Below are 20,989 nucleotides of genomic sequence, written 5' to 3'. Positions count from 1 at the left end.
AAAATAGAGTGAAATTATGAAACGATTGTTGGGATTTGCATGCATTGGTATCTTTTTGATAGGGTCTGCTGTGGTGTGGGCACAGGAAAAACCCCATGGCGAATTAAAGGAACGAAAAAAGGGCGTCCATTCCGGAAATCAGATCCGCACAACCTTTTATAACACCGGTTTTATCGGGCGAAAAACGAATTCTCCGTCCGATTATGGCGTGGAGTTTCCGATTAACTCGGGTCACACATATGTGGGCGATGCCTGTCTTTACGTGGGATCCGAAGTTCGGGATGTTCACGGTGCGCTCAAACACATTGTGGTTACGCCGGACGGTCCCGAAGCAGGTGCACGAACCGGACAGCGGGGCCCGGGTGGCGAATGGTACACCTGGATGCCTCTGCCGGGCTACACCAACCCCGACTCCAACAGCGTGGCCATGAGTCAGCTGAAGTGGTCTTGGCCGGCTTTCTGGCCCGATAAAATGGACGACCCCACCGATCCGGGATGGCCCGGTTCCTGGGACGGCTATTTCGGGAAGAATATCTTCAACGCCGATCAGGAAAGCTATTTTGTAATGGATGATTACAATGATCGGGAATTTGCCTTCTATCCCGATTCCACGGATACCACGCGCCGCGGATTGGGAATGAAAGTAACGGCACGCGGCATGCAGTGGTCCAATGCCCTGGTTCAGGATGCCCTTTTCTGGCTGTACGATATTAAAAACATCGGTACAACCTCCTACGATAAGATGGTTTTTGGGATGATGATCGGAAATATGATTGGCCATTCCGAAAAAGGGAACGGGGATTACGGTGACGATTGTGCCGCATACGATCTGGACAACGATCTGGCCTATTCCTGGGATTTTGACAACACCGGCGACACCGGCTGGACACCGGTTGCCTGGCTCGGGTATGCCTTTTTGGAGAGCCCCGGCAACCCGTACGATGGAATCGACAATGATGACGACGGTAAGAACGGCCCCGGGCCTACCATCACAACGGCCATGTTTGATCCCTTTTCAGTAGCCGCCGGCGACCAGATTGTCGTCATCGATTACAAAACCTACAAACGAACCGTGACAACCATGCCGGAAGACAGTCTGGTAATTCTTTTCGGGGGAAAGAAGCATGTTTTTAAACCCGGACAAATGCTGGAGGAAATTCCAAACAATAATTTTGATGATAATCTCAACGGTCTGATTGATGAAAATGACGGCAGCAAAATTGAAATTGCTCCCGGAACCTATCAGCAAAATTACCTGTACGTGGGATTAAAATACAAGGATTACTTTACGGGGGAGGGGTTGGACAATCCCATGATTGATGAACGCCGGGATGACGGGATCGACAACGACGGCAATTGGGATCCCCTGACGGATGATGTGGGACTGGATGGCGTTCCCAACACGGGTGATTTTGGTGAAGGGGATGGAAAACCCACGTCGGGATGGCAGCCCGGGCCCAACGGCGTACTGGTGGACACTCATGAACCGGGCGAACCGCACATCGATAAAACCGATATCAACGAATCGGATATGATCGGACTGACGAGCTTCTTCAATTTCAAGCCCTTTAGTTTTGTGCCTCTGAGTGATGACGAGAAGATCTGGAAATATTCAACACCGGGCTATTTGAATGCGGCCTTACAAAATGCGGATGCGGATTTCATGTTTGCGTCCGGTTATTTTCCCATCAAACCCCAGCAGATCGAGCGGTTTTCCATGGCAATGGTTTTTGGCTGGAACCACGACGAACTGCTTCGGAATACCAAATGGGTGAAAGAGGCTTACGCCAACAACTACAATTTTGCCAAGGCCCCGTACATTCCCACATTAACGGCTGTTCCGGGCGACAATAAAGTCACCCTTTATTGGGATGATAAAGCGGAAATTTCCAAAGACCCCATCTCCGGTTACGATTTTGAGGGTTACCGGATTTACCGGTCCTCCGATCCCAGCTTTAACGATCCGATTGCGATTACGGACGGTTACGGCTCGAAAACCTATCTAAAACCCATGGCGCAATTCGATCTGGTGGATGCGTACCAGGGATTCGCACAGGTCCCGGTGAACGGCGTGGAGTTTTTTCTGGGTAAAAATACGGGACTTCGTCACTCCTTTGTGGATACAACGGCCAAGAATGGCTTTACCTATTATTATGCGGTCACGGCCTACGATCACGGCGATCCGGAAAATGGGATTCCTCCCACGGAAACCTCCAAATCAATTGTGATTGGGGCTTCCGGTCTGGTAGAATCCAAGGGAACGAATGTGGCGGTTGTTCGTCCGGAAGCGCCCGTTGCAGGCTACGAAGGGCCGTCAGCCGATGAAAAGGAATTGACGCCCTCGCCGGGAACCAAGGGAACGGGGCATGTGTACGTTAAAGTAATCGATCCGACGCGCCTGAAGAATGATAACACCTACAAAATTGTTTTTATCGGAAAAAGCAGTGGTGTGGTGCCAAAGGCGTCAAATTATGCTGTTATTAACATAACGGATCCCACCAAGCCGGATACCCTGCTGAATGTACCCTTTCTGGTGGTAAGCACCGACGGCGATACCATCATTGATCGAACCCGGGATCTGGAAGGCAGGGACTTTTTCGACGGATTTCAGCTTACCGTAAAAAATAGCTGGAAGATTCGGAAAATCAAGAAGTACTCCGGGTGGTTTCCCTACCCGGATACCGCATACGTGGTTACGTTTGCGCCGTTTGAGTTTTCGGGAATTCAACCCAGAGGCGTGGATTATCCCCGGGATTACGAGCTTATTTTTTCGGACGATCTTATTGGAAAATCGGATCCCTTAACGGTTTATCAGAATGGCGTACCCATACAGATTCCGTCCCAACCCACGAATTTTATTGCACTGGATCCCAATACGGGCGATACATTGCACTACGCATTTATCGACAATCCCTTCCGGCCTTCATTTATTCCGGCGGGCTATTTTTCGAATCTGGATAATGTGGTTTTCTTTGAACAAAAACCGGATACCACATTTATTACCTGGTCGCTTTCGATTACGGGAAATGACAGTACCGCTCATCTTCCGGGAACCGGCGATACGCTTCGAATTCGGACCAGCAAGCCGTTTCAACCCGGCGACTCCTTTGTGCTGACCTCGCAGGCACCCAAGGTGAATTATCGGGTGGCTGCAACGGATTCGTCTCTGGATCGAATAAAAGTGGTGCCCAATCCCTATATTGTGGGGGCGACCTGGGAACCACCCAATCCCTACTCCAGTGGACGCGGACCCCGTGAGTTGCATTTTACGCATCTGCCTCCGCAGGCAACTATTCGAATCTACACGGTTCGCGGCGATTTGGTGGCAACCCTTGAACACAATTCATCCATTTACGATGGCACGGCGATTTGGAATATGCTGACAAAAGATAATCTGGATATCGCCTACGGGGTTTATATTTACCACATCGAAGCCCGGGATGCATCGGGTAAGGCAATCGGTGAAAAAATTGGCAAGTTTGCCGTGATAAAATAGGTTCTCCTAAAAGGACGGCCCGGCACGGTTTATGAGCCGGCCGCGCGTTGTACTCCGGAAAAAACCGGCAGGCAGGCCAGACGGTTTTGCAGGGCCAAATAGGTAAAGTGATTGAGAGTAATTTTCATAATTTTATGTGATTTGATCGATTTGAGGACTGAGAGATGAAAAAACTCCTATTTTCAGTGCTTTTGCTAAGTTTTCTGGTATCCGTATCGTGGGGTCAAAATGTGACGAAGGTTGGAACCACGGCCGCCCCGTTTCTAAATATCGGGGTGGGTTCCCGGGCAATCGCCATGGGCGGTGCCTTTGTGGCCATCGCAAACGATGCCTCGGGTTTGTATTGGAACCCCGGAGGAATCGCGGTGATTAAGAATAATCAGGCGATTTTTAACCATTCCCAATGGCTGGCAGGCATCAACTTCGATTTTGCGGGGGTCGTCCTGAATCTGGGGGAGATGGGCAATGTGGGGGCCAGTGCCACAGTTTTGAGCATGGGCGATATGGAGCGAACAACCGAACTTCAACCGGAAGGCACCGGAGAAACCTTCAGCGCCGGGAGTTATGCGATCGGCATTACTTACAGTAAAATGTTAACCGATCGCTTCTCGATTGGATTTACAGGAAAGTATATTCGGGAACACATCATGAATTCCGCGGCCAATGGAGTGGCAATCGATATTGGGACGTTGTACCGAACCCAGTGGCGGAATTTGATGATCGGAATGAATATTTCCAACTTTGGAACAAAAATGCACATGACCGGCCAGGACCTTCTTGTTCAGCATGACATCGATCCCACCCGTTACGGGAATAATCCCAATTTGAATGCTGATTTACAAACGGATTCTTATGATTTGCCCCTCATGTTCCGGGTGGGTATTTCATACGATGCGCTTCAGGATTTCAGAAATCACAGTCTCGTTCTGGCGTTGGATGCGCTGCATCCCAGTGACAATGTGGAAAGCATGAATATGGGTGCGGAATATCTTTTTCATAATATGATCGCACTGCGTGCCGGCTATAAGGAATTATTCTCCCGGGACAGTGAACAGGGGTTAACTTTTGGAGCGGGTTTTCAGAGGAGAATTGTGGGGACTTTGAATCTGCAGGTTGACTATGCCTATCAGAGCTTTGGGCGGTTGACCCGTGTCAATAAATTTTCCATCTTGCTAAGTTTTTAAAAAGGAGGTGATAGCGTTCGGTTTGCAAAGAGAAGAAGGTTGTCAATAGTTTATGTTCATCAAATGAAGGAGGGTTTAAAATGAAAAAAGGTTTATTGAGTGTTTTGGCCATTGCAACGGCTTTTCTTTTGACAACTGGCCTGGCGCTGGCTCAAAACCCGGTGACATTTCAGGTAAACATGAGTGTCCAAAAACAGCTGGGCAATTTTGATCCGGCTTCCCAAATTCTGGTCGTCCGGGGCAGTTTTGAGAGTGTGGCCGATCCAACCATGCACGATTGGAAGGGCAACCATTTTCAATTAACGGAAAGCAGTACTCCCGATGTTTACACCTTGCAGGTCAATATGCCGGATGCGGCGGTTGGCAATACATATGAATTCAAATATGTCATCGAAGATGCGGCTAATGCGGCCGATACATCGACGCAAGGCGGCGTTTGGGAGAGCGTCGGAAATAGGAGTTTCACGGTCGTTTCCGGCGGCCAGGTTCTGGATGTCGTATATTTCAATGATCAAAGTGTAGTGGGTCAAACGGCGAATGTTACCTTTCAGGCCGACATGTCGGATTTGCTGAGCAAGGGCTGGTTTGATCCGGCTGCAGATACATTATATGTGGTGGGTGCCTTCAATAACTGGGCGGAGTCCAAGGATTACATGATGTCACGGGATTTATTTAATCCGGCCCTGTACAAAGTGACGGCCTCGATTACAGCAGCTGCCGGTACCGATATGGAATGGAAATTCCGCGCAGCACCCCACGATCATTTTCTGGATGCCGGATGGGAAAGTGGCAGCAATCATAAATTCACATTTACCGGAGCAGACTTGACGCTCGATCCCATTAAGCCGAATATTGGATATGCGGGAACACCCCTTTCCCAGGATGTTACGGTGCAGTTTACGGTGGATGTTCGCAATGCCACGGAGACATACCACAACAACCTGTTCCACAACATTAAAGGCGTGTGGATTAAGGGAGATAAACCGGAGCTGGGAGCCTGGGGAGGAAGCTGGACAAATGATGACACCGCAAATGTCATGGTGAAAATGTACGATGACGGTGCAACCGGCGGAGACAAAGTGGCCGGTGACATGATCTATTCGGCCCAGGTAACCTTTCCGGCTGGAACCATGTCGGCCATTCTGTACAAATACGGAATCGTAGCGGACAGTACAGATACCCTAAACGGAGGCGTATCGTATCTGGACAATGAAGCAGGATTCGCCGTAAACCACAGTGCGATTATCCCCGATGTTGCGCCCAATGCCGTTCTTCCGATGGATCGGTTTGGCGAACTGCGAAAATTGAAAAATCCCCACACCTTTACGGTGGACATGAGTATTCAGGAACAATTGGGAAATTTTGATCCCGCAAAGAATATTCTGGTAATGCGGGGTTCGTTTGAAAATGAGGCCTATCCCAATGCCGAAGAATGGAAAGGAAATGAGTTTCATTTCTGGCCCGTGGCCGGAAGTCCGAATCTGTATTCGTTAACGATTCCCATAACGGATGCCGCCATTGGACAGGATTTGGAATACAAACTGGTGATCGAAGATTCGTCGAACTGGGTGAATTTTGAAACCCAGGGCGGTGTCTGGGAATCGGTTGATAATCGGCACTTTACGCCCGTTGCAGGCGGCGATTCGCTGGCCACGATTTTCTTCAATGATCAGACTGTGGTAGGACAAACTGCGAATGTCACCTTCCAGGCGGATATGTCCGATTTACTGAGCAAGGGCTGGTTTGATCCGGCTTCTGACACGCTGTATGTTGTGGGCGCCTTCAACAACTGGGCAGAATCCAAGGACTACATGATGTCACGGGATCTGTTTAATCCGGCTCTGTACAAGGTGACGGCTTCGATTACAGCGGCCGCCGGTACGGACCTGGAATGGAAGTTTCGTGCGGCTCCTCATGATCATTTCCTGGATGCCGGATGGGAAGGCGGAAGCAATCATAAATTCACCTTCACAGGCGCCGACCTGGTCTTGGATCCCATTAAGCCGAACATTGGATATGCCGGAGTGGATTTGCCCTTTGACATTACCGTGCAATTTTCTGTGGATGTAAACGGCGCTACTGAAACCTACCATGGACTGCCGTTCCACAATATTAAGTCTGTCTGGATGAAAGGTGACAAACCCCAACTGGGCGCCTGGGGAGGATCCTGGACCTACGAGGACACAGTGAACGTGATGGTGCGGTTGTACGATGACGGAACCACCAAAGGGGATGCAACCGCAGGCGATGGCATCTGGACAACCCAGGTCACTTTTCCGCAGGGCTCGAAATCAGCGCTCCTCTACAAATATGGTATTGTGGCAGATGGCGTAGATACACTGAACGGTGGTGTGGCATATCTGGATAATGAAGCGGGTTTTGGTGTAAACCACAGCCTGATTATTCCCATTACCTCTAATTTCTATGTGGCTCCGCTGGATACATTTGGAAGCCTGAGAAATCCAACGGCCGTCCGTGAGACAAAGAAAAACCTGATTCCGACAAAATTCGCCCTGAATCAGAACTATCCGAATCCGTTTAACCCGACAACGGAAATCAGCTACGAACTTCCGAAAACAACCCACGTCCGCCTGACTGTTTACAATATGTTGGGCCAGAAGGTGGCAACTTTGATCGATGCCAAGATGCCGGCGGGTTCGTATCAGGCAACCTGGAATGGAAAGGATGAATTCGGTCGAACGGTCGGTTCCGGGCTGTACATTTATCAACTGGAAGCGGGCTCCTTCAAGGCAACCAAGAAAATGTTGCTGATGAAATAGAATCGCTGTGTGTTCAAGAACAGGAGCAGGCAACTAATAATGAAGTGAGGGAGGAGGCAAGGGCTTCCTCCCTTTTTTGTTATTAAAAGCAAAAAATACAGATAAAAATTACCAGTTTTTATTAAACGCCATAATCGCCGGCTATTTGCCGGATTCACCCTATTATGAAACGTACAAAAAAGAAAAAACAAGCGGCCAAAACGCAACATCGTGTTGGAACGGAATTAAGCCGTTCAAAAAAGCGGGTCTTTTCAGCCCTTTTACTTCTGATTCCTGTTTTGTTTTTTGTTTTTCTGGAATTGGGCTTGAGAGCGGCTCATTACGGTGGAAACTTGAAGCTTGTCCTGAAAAAAAACTACGGCGGAAGAGAGTATTACCAGCTTAATCCCAATGTGGCGAAGCGGTATTTTTCCAGTAACCAGATTGCCATCCCGCAGCTTTTTGAGGAAGTGTTCCCGGTTCGAAAATCGCCGAATACCTTTCGTATTTTTTTTCTGGGCGGATCCACCACAGCCGGATTCCCTTTTGAACTGAATGCACGGGTTTCCAGCCTTTTAGAAGATCGCCTTCAGGCACTGTTCCCCGAGAAAACGATCGAAGTGGTCAATTTTGGGATATCAGCCGTCAATAGTTACACGGTTCTGGATTTTATGCCGGAACTTGTTCGGTATCAGCCCGACCTGTTTTTGATTTACATGGGGCACAATGAATTCTACGGCGCTCTGGGGGTGGGCTCAACGGAATATCTGGGTCGCAGCCGCGCTGTCATCAAAGCCTATCTGAAACTCAAGCATTTTAAGACATTTCTTTTGCTGAGGGATCTCATTGCGCGTGCCCAAAGATATGTGCACAAACCTCCACGGGGCGCCTCGGGCGAAACCCTGATGGCCAACGTGGTTCGTAAAAAGGCGATTCCCTACGACAGTCCCGACTATTTTACGGCCAGAAATAATTTTAGGGCCAATCTGAGAGAAATTGTGCAAATCGCCCAAAAACACCGGATTCCCGTTCTAACCAGTACCCTTGTTTGTAATCTTAAGGATTTAAGGCCCTTTATTTCGGGATTTTATCCGAAATTAAAAGAGGCTCACAAACAGACGTGGATTCGGGCATACAATGCGGGAAATGCTCGTTTGAATGCCGGGGATTTTGCAGGCGCCTTTCGCGAATTTATGAACGCCTACAAAACAGACAGTACGTATGCCGATTGTGCCTATCAGATGGGGCAGGCGCTATTGAATCAAAATCAGGATACGGGCGCCCACACCTATTTTCGCCGTGCAGCCGATCTGGATGAATTGCGCTTTCGGGCCAGCGAAGAGTTTAATCGGATCATCAAAAAAATCTCGGCACAGATGGGGGTGCCCTGCGTTCCCATGGATTCTGTTTTTGATGCGCATTCTCCGCACCACATCACGGGAAAAGAGCTTATCTTTGAACATCTGCATCCCAATTTCAAGGGCTATTTTCTGATGGCAAAGGCTTTTAGCCAATACTTGAGAAAAAGCAATTTTATTGCCCCGGCGTCTGAATGGAAAAAAGCTCCCCCGGATTCAGTCATTCTCGGCCTTTCTCATGTGACCCCACTGGATTTGAAGATCGGGGAATTGCGGATTCGAAAATTAATGTCGGGCTGGCCTTTCAAAGGGGAATTTGAGCGAGGCGAGGTTCACATTAATCCGAAAGACCCCATTGAAGAAATTGCGTGGAAATACGACCGACACCGGATTGCCTGGAATCAGGCGCATCTTCAGGCGGCCGCCGTTTACGAAAAACGGGGTGATTGGAGGGCAGCCGTAAACGACTATCAGGCGGTCATTAAAATCCGGCCGGACGATTACTTTCCGTTTCTGAAAATTGGGAATATTTATCTTGAGCAGAAAGAATTGAACCGTGCCAAAAAATACTACAGCGAGGCTCAGAAGCGAAATCCCGGTAGCCCCTTTGTCTATGCCAAATTGGCCACTGTGTATCTGGCGGAGAAGAATGCCGTTGCCGGTTACCAATTTTTTCAGAAAGCGATTGAAGCGGATTCCAGACAACCGGAATTGAAACCGCAGGAAAGGGGAATTATTTATTATTATATGGGTTACATCGATGCCGAACGGGGCGATTATCGCGCCGCCAGAACGGAATTACAATTGTGCTTGCGGAATTTTCCGCAATTTCAAAAGGCGCGGATTTTGTTGAAGCAGATTGAAAACAAATAAAACAATTGATTTTTATGAACCAAAGAATTAAATTTATGCCATTTACAAAGCGCATTATTGGGGATCTGAACCCAGACGTTGGATAAAGAATCCCTGGCATGTAATTCTCGGAATAGTAGATCAGTGAGCCAATGTACCACAAAAGAGTGTAAATGAGGCTGATTTGGGAAAGACAACCACAATTTTAGTTATCCTATTTGTCGTGTTTTCATTTTTGGTGCTGACCCGGGGAAACGGACATCGCGACCCGAATGATATTGTTATCTGGACGCAGGATTTTACGCCCGGCCGGGCTGTGCTGGACTCCGTGCTTCAGGAATACATGCAGAAACACCCGGGAATCAAAATTTCCGAACTGTATTACGAAACGGAAGAACTGCGAAGCAATTTTATCGTAGCCGCACTGGGGGGCAGCGGTCCCGATGTGGTTTATGGCCCGAGCGATCAGGTTGGGCCATTTGATGTGATGCGGATCATTCTTCCGCTGGAGAACTATTTTCCTCCGGCTGAACGATCGCACTTTGATCCCAACGGTTTGGTTTGGCGAAGAAAACATCTGTTTCAGGTTGCCGACCGAATTGGCAATCACCTGACGCTGGTCTACAACAAAAAACTGGTGCCGGTTCCCCCAAAAACAACGGACGAATTAATCAAAATGGGGAAAAAGCTGACCCGGGATTTTGACGGGGACGGGCGGATTGATCAGTATGCGCTGGCCTGGAATTACATTGAGCCGTATTTTTTTGTCCCGTTTTTGGGAGGATTCGGAGGCTGGGTGATGGATAGTCACAATCGCCCTACGCTGGATACGCCTGCAACGGTAGCCGCCTGCCAGTTTATTCTTGATTTGAGAAATAAATACAAAATTATCCCTCTGGAATGTGATTACGATATGGCGGATGCACTTTTTAAACAGGGGCATTCGGCCATGATTATCAATGGTCCCTGGTCGTGGGGAGGGTACAAAAAAGCGGGTATCGATTTTGATCTGGCACGGATTCCGAAAGTCAGCCAAACGGGCCTGTGGCCTACGCCCATGTTTTCTCCGAAGGGATATTCGGTAAATGTGAATGTGCACGGATTGAAATTAAAGCGTGTGATTGATTTGATAAAATATCTGACCTCACCGCCGGTTGAGCTTCGGTTTTCCGTGGCGCTGAACACGATTCCCTCGCGGAAAGAGGCGCGGGAAAATCCCCTTGTGAAAAACAACCATCTCATTCAACGGTCTCTTGACCAGCTGGCTGTAGCCCGGCCGATGCCGATTGAGCCGGAAATGCGGGCCATTTGGGATGCCATGCGGCCGGCCTACCAGTCCCTTTTTGCAGGGACACTGACACCCAAACAGGCTGCAAAAGAAATGCAGAAAAATGCCATCCAAAAAATCCGGGAGATGAAAGAATAAAATGGCAACGATTGTCGCAACTCTTCAGGACTATCTCTATGACCTGAAAAAGAACCGCATTGCGTATTATTACACCCTTCCCGCTTTTTTGGTCATGGGATTCGTTATTCTTTACCCGTTTTTGTACAATATCGTTCTGTCGCTTTCGAACATGAGTTTGACTCATTTTCGGGATTGGCGAATCATCGGCTTCAGGCAATATGTTACCGTCTTTTCCGAGCCGCTATTCTACTGGGTTCTTTTGAAGACCATCATTTGGACGGGTGTGAATGTTTTTTTTCACGTCACAATTGGGGTGAGCCTGGCACTTTTATTAAACCGCCCGCTTTTTGGCCGTTCCATTATTCGAACACTTTTAATTCTTCCCTGGGCCGTCCCCCAGTACATTACGGCACTCACCTGGCGGGGGATGTTTCATTACCGGTACGGTGCCATCAATTTGATTCTGGTGAAATATTTTGGGATTCATCAAATCCAGTGGTTGTCTACACCCATCGGGGCATTTGCGGCCGTTCTCATCACCAATATCTGGCTGGGATTTCCCTTCATGATGGTGATTGCCCTGGGGGGACTCCAGAGCATTCCCCGGGAACTGTACGAGGCGGCCGAGGTAGATGGTGCCGGACGGTGGCATCAACTCAAGAACATTACGCTGCCGCTTCTTAAACCGGTGATGATTCCCGCAATTTCTCTGGGAATTATCTGGACCTTCAATAATTTCAACGTGATCTGGCTGGTTTCAAACGGGGGGCAACCGGCAGACAGCACGCACATTTTGGTATCGTACGTGTACAAAGCCGTATTTAATTATTACCGCTACGGTTATGCGGCAGCGCTTTCGATGGTTATTTTTGGGATTTTGCTGCTGTTCAGCGTAAAGTTTATCAAACAAACCAAAGGGACAAAAGGAGTGTATTGATGGCAAAAGGCAGCCTGAAAAAGGATCCCTGGTGGATGACAACCCTCATCTACGCCATTTTATTGATTTTTACGGCGATTGCCGTGTATCCCATTTTGCGCGTAATTTCCATTTCGCTGCGCCCGGGAAATCTTCTGCACAGCACCTCGCTTCGGTTGATTCCCGAACATGCTACACTTGAATCCTACAAAATCTTGTTCACGCAAAAACCGTTCTTGCGATGGCTTTTTAACAGCACCATCGTTTCGGGGATGGTCACCATTTTAGGCGTGAGTCTGGCGTCCACGGCGGGATACGCCTTTTCCCGTTTCAATTTTAAATGGCGGGAATTCGGGATGATTTCAGTCATTACCACACAAATGTTTCCCGTAACCATGCTGCTTATTCCCCTTTTTGTGATGTTGATTCACCTGCACCTGTACGATACGTTTTTGGGGTTAGTGATCGCTTATTCGGCCACGGTTTTACCGTTTTGCATCTGGCAAATGAAGGGGTATTACGACACGATTCCCATCAGCCTGGAGGAAGCCGCACGAATTGACGGTTCGTCACAGTTCGGGGCGTTTTATCGAATTGTGTTGCCATTGGCCTCTCCGGCCCTGGTGATTACCGCCCTCTTTTCATTTATGGGATCCTGGTCGGAATATTTGGTAGCGGCCGTAATCCTGAATGATCGGAAATTATTTACCCTGCCTCTGGGCCTCAAACAATTTCAATCGAATTTTGATACGGAATGGGGCCTTTACGCGGCTGGCGCGGTTGTGGTGAGTATTCCGGTCATTGTCCTGTTCTTGTTTTTAAGTCGTTGGTTGATTTCAGGTCTTACTTTGGGAAGTGTGAAGGGCTAATAACAAAGAGGTTGTACATTATGATTGAAAAAATCGTTGCCGTTATGAAAGAACTGGGGTTTACCGCCTACGAGGCGAAAACCTATATTTATCTGTTAAAAAACAATCCGGCTACCCGATATGAGTTGAGTAAATATTCCGGCGTTCCGCGATCGGCCATTTACAATGTGATTCGCCGTCTGGAAGAGGAAGGCTTTGTCAACGCCATTCACTCGGAACCCAAACGCTATATTCCTCTGCCGCAGGAACAATTGTTTCGGATTCTTGAAAACCGCTTTCAAAAGAAGATTGAAGAACTGAAGGTTGTGCTCAATTCTCTGGAATCGAATCAACAAATGGATCATTTGTGGAATATCGTCGGATACGAGAATTTGATTCTAAAGGCGAAAGAACTGATTCAGGAAGCCAGAGAATCCATTTACCTCTCGGTTTGGCGGCGGGAGGCACTTCTGCTTAAGAAAGAGCTTCAGGATGCGGAAAAACGGGGCGTTAAGATTGTCATTTTTTCCTTTACCGAAATTCCCTTTTCTGTGGGGCGTGTGCTGGATTACAATCTGGAAGAAAAGGATCTGGAGGAAATCTGGGATCACAAAATCATTCTTTGTGTTGATCAAAAAGAACTCATTATGGGCGAAGCCGATAAAAATCAACCCAAAAAAGTAGCCTGGACGCGGAATAAGGCTCTGATTGCTATTGCCCTCAACCACATTGTTCTGGATATTACCGTTTTTGGCCAACGCTACGGTGTGAATATTGATGACTGTGTGATTGAGATGAAACCGGGTGAACTTGAGACGTTGGGGCATCTTTTATCTGAAAAAAAAGAAAGAGAGCTTGCAAAAGTAAATCAAAATGCCGTAAATTGAGTAAACGTGAATCAGTTTAAGCCGAGGAAAAAATGAAAATCAAAAATGGATTGCTTTTAATTGTGTTAACGGGTGTCATTCTGTGGGCACAGTCCTGTTCTCGTGAACCCAAGGGAACCTTGTATTTGAATATCGTGTGGCACCAGCATCAACCCTCCTATTACAATGCCGATAAAGATGAACTGATTGGTCCCTGGGTGCGAACCCATTCCACAAAAGATTATTTTGACATGGCTTACACATTAAAGCAATACCCGGATGTGCACGCAACGATTGATCTGACGCCGGTGCTGCTTCACCAAATTCTGGATTATTACGTGGTCAGACTCAGCCGATACGTGAATACGGCAGAAAATACCATTGATGTTCCGAAATTTTGGGCAAAATGGAAGGGACACACGGACCCCTGGATCGATCTGGCTCTCAAAAATGCCGCGGATTTTAATGCCCGCGATCTGGATTACCTTTACAACAAAAGCGGAAAACAAATCTGGAATTGTTTTTCCATTTCGGAACCCATCATTAAACGGTTTCCCCAATACCGGGAGTTAATTCCGAAGGGAATGAAAATCGGGTCGTTAACCGGAACGAAGGACCCGTCCACCTACACGCTTCAGGATTTAAGGCGGATTAAATTTTTCTTCTATCTTGCCAATTTTGATCCCCGTTTTCTAAAAGGTCCCGTTAAAATGCCTTTGCGAAACACATTTGCTAATGAAATGACGGTTGATCTTTCGGATTACGTTCGGTATGATAACAATGGGACACCCGACGACGATTCGGATGACCGCTTTATTTTGAAGCACGACATCTCGGAAAAAGATTGCCAGCGAATGGTGGTGGAAGCCTTCAAGGTGATGATGAATGTTGTTGCCATTCATCAAAAGGTGATGTATCATCCCGAAGTGCCCAAGGGACAGGTTGAAATAATTACCACGCCGTTTTATCATCCGATTTTACCGCTTGTTTACGATACCGATCTGGCAAAAATTTGCCAGCCTACGGATTCACTGCCCAAGCGCTTTCACTACCCGCAGGATGCGTTGGCACAGGTACTCAAGGGAAAACATTATTACAAAAGATTATTCCACGACAACCTTTACGGAATGTGGCCCGCAGAGGGAGCAGTAGCGCAGGCCATTGTTCCGATTTTTACAGAGTCGAATATCCTGTGGATCGCCTCTGGACCCCATGTGCTCATGAAATCCCTGGGGAAAGATTCTCTGGAGCAAGTGACCCCGGATCAACTCTTTCGCCCCTACAAATTAACGGATCCCAAAACGGGAAAGAAAGTGGCCATTTTCTTCAGGGATTGGAGGCTTTCGGATCAGGTTGCCTTTGATTATGCTCATCGGACCGCGCAGAAAAATGTGGAAGCCTTTTTCAACGTACTGAAGTCCTGCCGTCCCCAGAAAGGGGAACGCATTCTTTCCATGATTATGGACGGCGAAAATGCCTGGGAATGGTTTACGAAAGACAATGACGGCGTTCGTTTTCAGAATATGCTTTACCAGCGCATCTCGGAAGAGCAAAAAAAGGGCTGGCTCATTTCCGTAACGCCCAGCGAATACATTCTTGGGAATAAATATCGACACATTCCTGCGCATCCTGTGGAAGCCATGACTGCTATCGATACGCTGTATCCCGGATGTTGGTTTTCCCCTGATTTTGAAACGTGGATCGGGGAACCGGAAGAAAATCGGGCCTGGGATGTACTGGGGCGCGTGCGGCGCGATCTGGAAAACAGCGGCATTCACCCGCCAGATCCCAGAAAAGATTTACCTCTGGAAGCCTCTCGCCGGGTAAAGGCGGTGTACAATGCCTGGAATGAAATGTACGCTGCAGAGGGTTCCGACTGGTTTTGGTGGTATGGCCAGGACCAGAATTCCGGAGCCGATTCCATTTTTGATGAGAATTTTATCATCCATTTAAAGAACGTGTACCGGAATTTACAAAAAGCGGGGGTCAAAATCAAAATACCCCCGTTGCAGCCCATTATCCAACAGGTGAAAAATGAAAGTAAAGCAGGAGGGGTTCAACACCGGGTGAAATGAAGGAATAAATTTGATCAAGAGTCCCCGACACTTTAAAAGTGCCGGGGACTTCTAAAAATAATGGAATATTTGTTTTATTTTTGGGGCTTTTCTAAATAATTAAAAAAGATAGTTGAAGTTTTTCCGATAATTTTGTAAGTTTAAGTGGGTTTAGTTAATTATCGATATGTGATATCCGCAATGAGAGATCCCAGCAAAATATCAAAAGAAGAAAAAAACAAAATTCGGGAAAATGTTCATGAAGAAGCCGAAAAAATAGGCTGGCATTTTCTGAATAATAAGGAAAAATCCATATTCTATGACAAATGGGCCCAGGAATATAATGTTTCTCGGGTCTATTTAAAAGATCGAATCATGAAGGGATTCGATGTCAGACAGGGGATTCCTCTTAAAAATGAAGCCGCCATTCAAAAAGAGATTGAAGATCTTTTAAATAGTAATGGTATTTCTTTGCTTCCGCAATTTACTCTGACCAAACATCGGCGGGCAGATTTGGTTTTTGGTTTTTATGAGAATTTTCCAACCCATGTTGTTGAAATTGAGCGGGCAGATACTTGGCTAAAGGGGTTTACACAGGTTTTGGATTATGCAGCCGATTATTTCAATGAATATCAAAAACTTCTTCAGCCAATGCTCATTCTTTTTGGTGATATATCGGCAGGCAAACTGGATAAGGTGCGACAGACATGTGATTTCTCTAAAGTTGTTCTTTGCTCATTTAGACTAAGTGTAAAGGGTGAACCAAGATTAAAAATCCTGACTTTACAAGAGTATTTGGGTCTATCTAAAGGCTTAAAATGAGTCGATCGAAAAAAACAGAAACCAGTTCGTTTGGTGTTTCAGCACGGGTGAATCACGATTCAACAAAATTCTATAACAGTCGTCTTTATAAGAGTTTCGAAGAGCCGGAAAAACCTGACGAATATAATGAGAATGTTCTTCCTCGTGATAGATGCAATAAAATCTATTGCAAAGACAGCCGTTCAATGAGTGAGCTTCCGGATAACAGCGTCCATTTAATGATTACCTCGCCACCCTATAATGTTGGTAAGGACTATGATCAGAATCTGAGTCTTCGGGAATATCTGGATTTGATGGAAAAAGTCTTTCAGGAAGTCTTTAGAGTCTTGGTTTGGGGGGGGAGAGCATGTATTAATGTGGCAAATCTTGGGAGAAAACCCTATCTGCCTCTGCATGCGTACATAACTCAAATAATGATTGATATTGGATATTTAATGAGGGGAGAAATTATTTGGGATAAAGGTAGCAGTTCCGGAGTTTCGACGGCTTGGGGAAGTTGGCGATCACCGTCAAATCCAATCCTGAGGGACACCCATGAGTATATTCTTATATTCTCAAAGGGCTCTTTTTCTCGATTAAAACCAAAATCAAAAGAGACGTCTATTTCAAAGCAAGAATTTCTCGAATTTACCAAAAGTGTCTGGCATTTTTCGGCGGAATCCGCTAAAAAGGTTAATCATCCTGCACCGTTTCCGGTTGAATTACCTTATCGTCTCATTCAGTTATATTCATATAAAAACGATGTTATACTTGATCCTTTTTGCGGGAGCGGGACAACGTGTTTGGCGGCCAAAAAAACAGAGCGGTTTTACGTGGGCTATGACATCGATGCGGCTTATGTGGAAAACGCTCGAAAAAGACTTCAACAAATAGAATTACCCCTGATTCAGGTCTCCTGAAAATCTCCCCAAAAAAGAATTGATTCTCGCCAAATATTTCGTTAAATTTAATAGCCACTATCGGACAAGGGATGTGAAATCCCTTTTTTTATCTCGACCAGATAGGGCCCATTTTTTAAGGGATTATTCTCTGCTGTCTGTGATACGACGGATGCACGGATAAGATTTTGAAGCTGTATTTTAGGATTAATCTAAACAATTGGGATTTTTGGACTTGAGTCTTATGGAAATATTTTCGAAGGGGAGCCGGAAGATTTTGAAACACGGGTGGAAGGTACTCTCCTTACTTGTGATTTTAGCAGGAATCGGTACTGGAATCTGGTTTTACACGATATTGTACCAGTCCAATCCGGGGAATAAAGGGGAAGCCGTTACGGTTTTGATTCCGAGGGGGACATCCGCTCAAAGAATAGCCGCTCTTTTGAAAGAGAAAAAAATCATTCGTAATCCCGAAACATTTTTGTGGGCAGCAAAATTGCACAAAGCGCGCCGCGAGCTAAAGGCGGGGCTTTACCGGCTTCCACTTGGGGAATCAAACTCCAGACTGGTCGAAATTCTGCGGGCTGGGAAGGTTACGGAAATAAAGGTGTCGCTCCCTGAGGGGATCCGTTCCCAAAAAATGGCGAGTATTTTTCATCAAAAAATAGGAGTGGATTCGACCACATTCATGAAGCTTGTCAACGATACATCCTTTGCCAGAACGTTGGGAGTGGATGCCAACAGTCTGGAAGGCTATCTTTTTCCGAATACGTATTTTTTTCCGTACGGCGTGGATGCCCGAATGGTTATTCAAACACTGGTTCGCCATTTCTGGGAGGCCTACACGGACAGCCTTAAAGAACGAACCCGGCAAATAGGCTGGACGGTTCACGAGGTGGTTACGCTGGCGTCCATTATTGAGGGGGAGGCGAAAATCGATCGGGAACGACCGCTTATTTCGGCTGTTTACCACAACCGGCTGAAGCGAGGCATGCTACTGCAGGCTTCCCCAACCATTCAGTTTTTGCTTCCGAATGGTCCAAGGCGACTTCTAAAAAAGGATTTGGAAATCGATTCACCCTACAATACGTACAAATATCCCGGTTTACCTCCCGGCCCGATCAATAATCCGGGAATGAAATCAATCCGTGCGGCTCTGTACCCCGCGCCGGTAAAATATCTTTACTTTGTAGCCAGGGGAGACGGGTCACATATCTTCACGTACACACTTCAGCAGCATTTGCGTGCCAAAAGAACTCTGGATCGATTGCGCAGGAATTATTACCGAAAACATCGTCAAAAGGGATAATATTTCTGGTTCTTCGAGAAAATGCGTATTTTAGGGTCAAATGATCAAAATTTATTTTGGACTGTAGATAAGGTTGGGACTGCCCGCAATGACATTCGAGTTAAATCTGTCTTCTGAATTTGGATTCATGTGAAGGTGCGGTTTATGCCGCATTTTTTGGGTGGTAATGTCGGTATTGGGGGGCATTTCAATTCTGTGCCGGATTGTGAGTCCCGGGCAAAACGTGGGTCATATTGCGAAGAACCCTAAAATCTTTGAAAGGCCAATTGCAGGAAATGAGTGGAAGGAGACTACAAACCATTATGAATCAGTTGTTGAAAAGCCTGAATCCTGTACAGCAGGCGATTGTCCAAGCGGAAGCGGGTCCTGTTTTGGTTTTGGCCGGTGCAGGAAGCGGTAAAACGCGTGTTTTAACCCATCGAATTGCCTATCTCTTAACTCAGAAAAAATTTAAATCGCATGAAATTCTGGCGGTTACATTTACAAATAAGGCGGCTCAGGAAATGAAGCGCCGCATTCAAAAGCTGGTTCAAAAGGATTTTGGGAACTTGTGGGTAGGAACGTTTCATTCCATTTTTGCACGAATTCTGCGCGCCGAGGCACCTTATCTCGGCTATTCCAGAAATTTCGTAATTTACGATGTGGATGATCAAAAAAAGGCCATTAAGAATCTGATGACCGATCATCATATTTCACTGAAGGATTTTTCAGTGGCAGACGTCCATCGGAGAATTAGCCGGCTTAAAAATCAGATGATCGACCCGGACGAATTTCAAGATCAAATCAAAACGGACGAGGACGAGGTTGTTGCGCTCATCTATCGCCATTATTCCGGTTTTCTGCGGGCGAACAATGCCATGGATTTTGACGATCTCATTAAACTCCCCGTGGAACTTTTTCACACGTACCCAAAGGTTCTTCAAAAATACCAGGAGCGGTTCAAATACCTTTTGGTAGATGAGTACCAGGACACCAATTTGGCACAAAACAGGCTTGTACTTGATCTGGGAAGCCGTTCCCGAAATGTGTTTGTGGTGGGTGATGATGATCAGTCTATTTACCGGTGGCGGGGTGCAGAAATCCGCAATATTCTCGAATTTGAAGATCAGTTTCCCGACTGCCAGATTTTTCGTCTGGAACAAAATTACCGATCCACACGCACCATTGTGGATGCGGCTTATTCCGTGGTGAAGAATAACATCCTCCGGAAGCAGAAACGGTTGTGGACCGAACGGGAGAATGGAGACAAGATTACCCTTCTCATTGCGGATGACGAGAATGTGGAGGCCCGGCTTATTGTGGATGCCATTCGCACGGAGATTGTTCGAAACAAACGAAATTTCAAGGACTTTGTCATTTTGTATCGGACCAATGCCCAATCGCGGGCCATTGAAGACGCCCTGCGAAGGAATACCATTACGTACGACATTGTGGGGGGATTCCGGTTTTATGAAAGAAAGGAAATTAAGGATTTCCTGGCCTACTTGCGTGTGATCGCCAATCCCAACGACAGCATTAGTCTGGAACGGATCATTAACTTCCCCCGAAGAAGCATTGGCACTACCACGCTGCTCAGACTCAAACAATTTGCCGCTGAACATAAAATTTCCCTTCTGGAAGCTCTTGGGCGTGCCCGGGAGGTTTCATCGATTTCAAAACCCATGCAAACCCGCGTTTTGGACGTCTACCAGCTTTTTCAAAACTACATTGAACTAAAAGATAAACTCTCCATCGGAGAGCTGGCCAGTGTTCTGGAAAAGGAGGTTGGGTTTAAAGAGACCTACCGGGAGGAAGGAACTGAAGAGGCATTAAACCGGTATGATAACATAATCGAATTGCTGTCGGCTATTACGGAGTTTTCAAAAACACGCGAAAATCCTTCTCTGGATGCCTTTTTGGAAGATGTGGCACTGGTGTCCGACATCGACAATTGGAATGATTCGTCCAATGCTGTAACCTTGATGACGGTTCACAGTGCCAAAGGATTGGAATTCCCGGTTGTTTTTATTTCCGGGTTGGAGGAGGGGCTGTTTCCTCTTTTCCGGTCGTTTGATTCTATTGAGGAGCTGGAAGAGGAACGGCGTCTTTTTTATGTGGCCGTTACACGGGCGAAGGATAAAGTGTACCTCAGCTGGGCCAGAAACCGCCGCCAGTTCATCAGAAATAATGGCCAGGTGAAAACGATGTCCCAGTTTGTAAAGCAAATTCCTGCTGATTTGCTGGAAATCTACGACGCGAG

Annotated in this window: 13 protein-coding genes; all 13 read left to right on the top strand. The window is 46.8% G+C overall.

The window, feature by feature from the left end:
* Positions 1-16: 16 nt before the first annotated feature.
* Positions 17-3,496, top strand: a complete 3,480-nt coding sequence (locus GXO76_15300; protein ID NOY79218.1) for a hypothetical protein — start codon at positions 17-19, stop codon at positions 3,494-3,496.
* A 164-nt stretch (positions 3,497-3,660) separates the two neighbouring features.
* Positions 3,661-4,680, top strand: a complete 1,020-nt coding sequence (locus tag GXO76_15295) for a UPF0164 family protein (protein NOY79217.1) — start codon at positions 3,661-3,663, stop codon at positions 4,678-4,680.
* Positions 4,681-4,760: 80 nt separating this feature from the next.
* Entirely contained in the window at positions 4,761-7,460 is a 2,700-nt protein-coding gene (locus GXO76_15290; GenBank protein ID NOY79216.1) for a T9SS type A sorting domain-containing protein, read from the top strand.
* A gap of 164 nt (positions 7,461-7,624) precedes the next feature.
* Positions 7,625-9,670 carry a tetratricopeptide repeat protein gene (locus GXO76_15285; protein NOY79215.1) on the top strand — a complete coding sequence of 682 codons (2,046 nt, stop codon included), beginning with the start codon at positions 7,625-7,627 and terminating at the stop codon, positions 9,668-9,670.
* A gap of 163 nt (positions 9,671-9,833) precedes the next feature.
* A complete protein-coding gene (locus tag GXO76_15280; protein ID NOY79214.1) occupies positions 9,834-11,075 on the top strand; it encodes an extracellular solute-binding protein in 1,242 nt (413 codons plus the stop codon).
* Between the two features lies 1 nt (position 11,076).
* A complete protein-coding gene (locus GXO76_15275) occupies positions 11,077-11,994 on the top strand; it encodes a sugar ABC transporter permease (protein ID NOY79213.1) in 918 nt (305 codons plus the stop codon).
* Positions 11,994-12,842: a sugar ABC transporter permease gene (locus GXO76_15270; protein ID NOY79212.1), complete on the top strand. Its 849-nt coding sequence runs from the start codon at positions 11,994-11,996 to the stop codon at positions 12,840-12,842. Before GXO76_15275 ends, GXO76_15270 begins: the two co-directional genes overlap by 1 nt.
* A gap of 20 nt (positions 12,843-12,862) precedes the next feature.
* Positions 12,863-13,708 (top strand): TrmB family transcriptional regulator, encoded by an 846-nt coding sequence (locus GXO76_15265; protein NOY79211.1) that lies wholly within the window; start codon positions 12,863-12,865, stop codon positions 13,706-13,708.
* A 32-nt stretch (positions 13,709-13,740) separates the two neighbouring features.
* The gene (locus GXO76_15260; GenBank protein NOY79210.1) at positions 13,741-15,762 is read left to right on the top strand and encodes a hypothetical protein; all 2,022 of its coding nucleotides are present in this window, start codon (positions 13,741-13,743) and stop codon (positions 15,760-15,762) included.
* Between the two features lie 180 nt (positions 15,763-15,942).
* A complete protein-coding gene (locus tag GXO76_15255; GenBank protein ID NOY79209.1) occupies positions 15,943-16,563 on the top strand; it encodes a hypothetical protein in 621 nt (206 codons plus the stop codon).
* Positions 16,560-17,462, top strand: coding sequence for a site-specific DNA-methyltransferase (locus tag GXO76_15250; GenBank protein NOY79208.1), 903 nt, complete (start codon positions 16,560-16,562; stop codon positions 17,460-17,462). Before GXO76_15255 ends, GXO76_15250 begins: the two co-directional genes overlap by 4 nt.
* 223 nt (positions 17,463-17,685) lie before the next feature.
* Positions 17,686-18,750, top strand: coding sequence for an endolytic transglycosylase MltG (mltG, locus tag GXO76_15245; GenBank protein ID NOY79207.1), 1,065 nt, complete (start codon positions 17,686-17,688; stop codon positions 18,748-18,750).
* 302 nt (positions 18,751-19,052) lie between these two features.
* Positions 19,053-20,989: UvrD-helicase domain-containing protein (locus GXO76_15240; protein NOY79206.1), on the top strand; the 1,937-nt coding region annotated here is incomplete at its 3' end.

This window comes from Calditrichota bacterium (assembly GCA_013151735.1).
In the GTDB taxonomy this organism is placed as follows: domain Bacteria; phylum Zhuqueibacterota; class JdFR-76; order JdFR-76; family BMS3Abin05; genus BMS3Abin05.
Note: the sequence above shows the minus strand (reverse complement) of the source record. Positions and strands in the feature narration are given on the sequence as shown.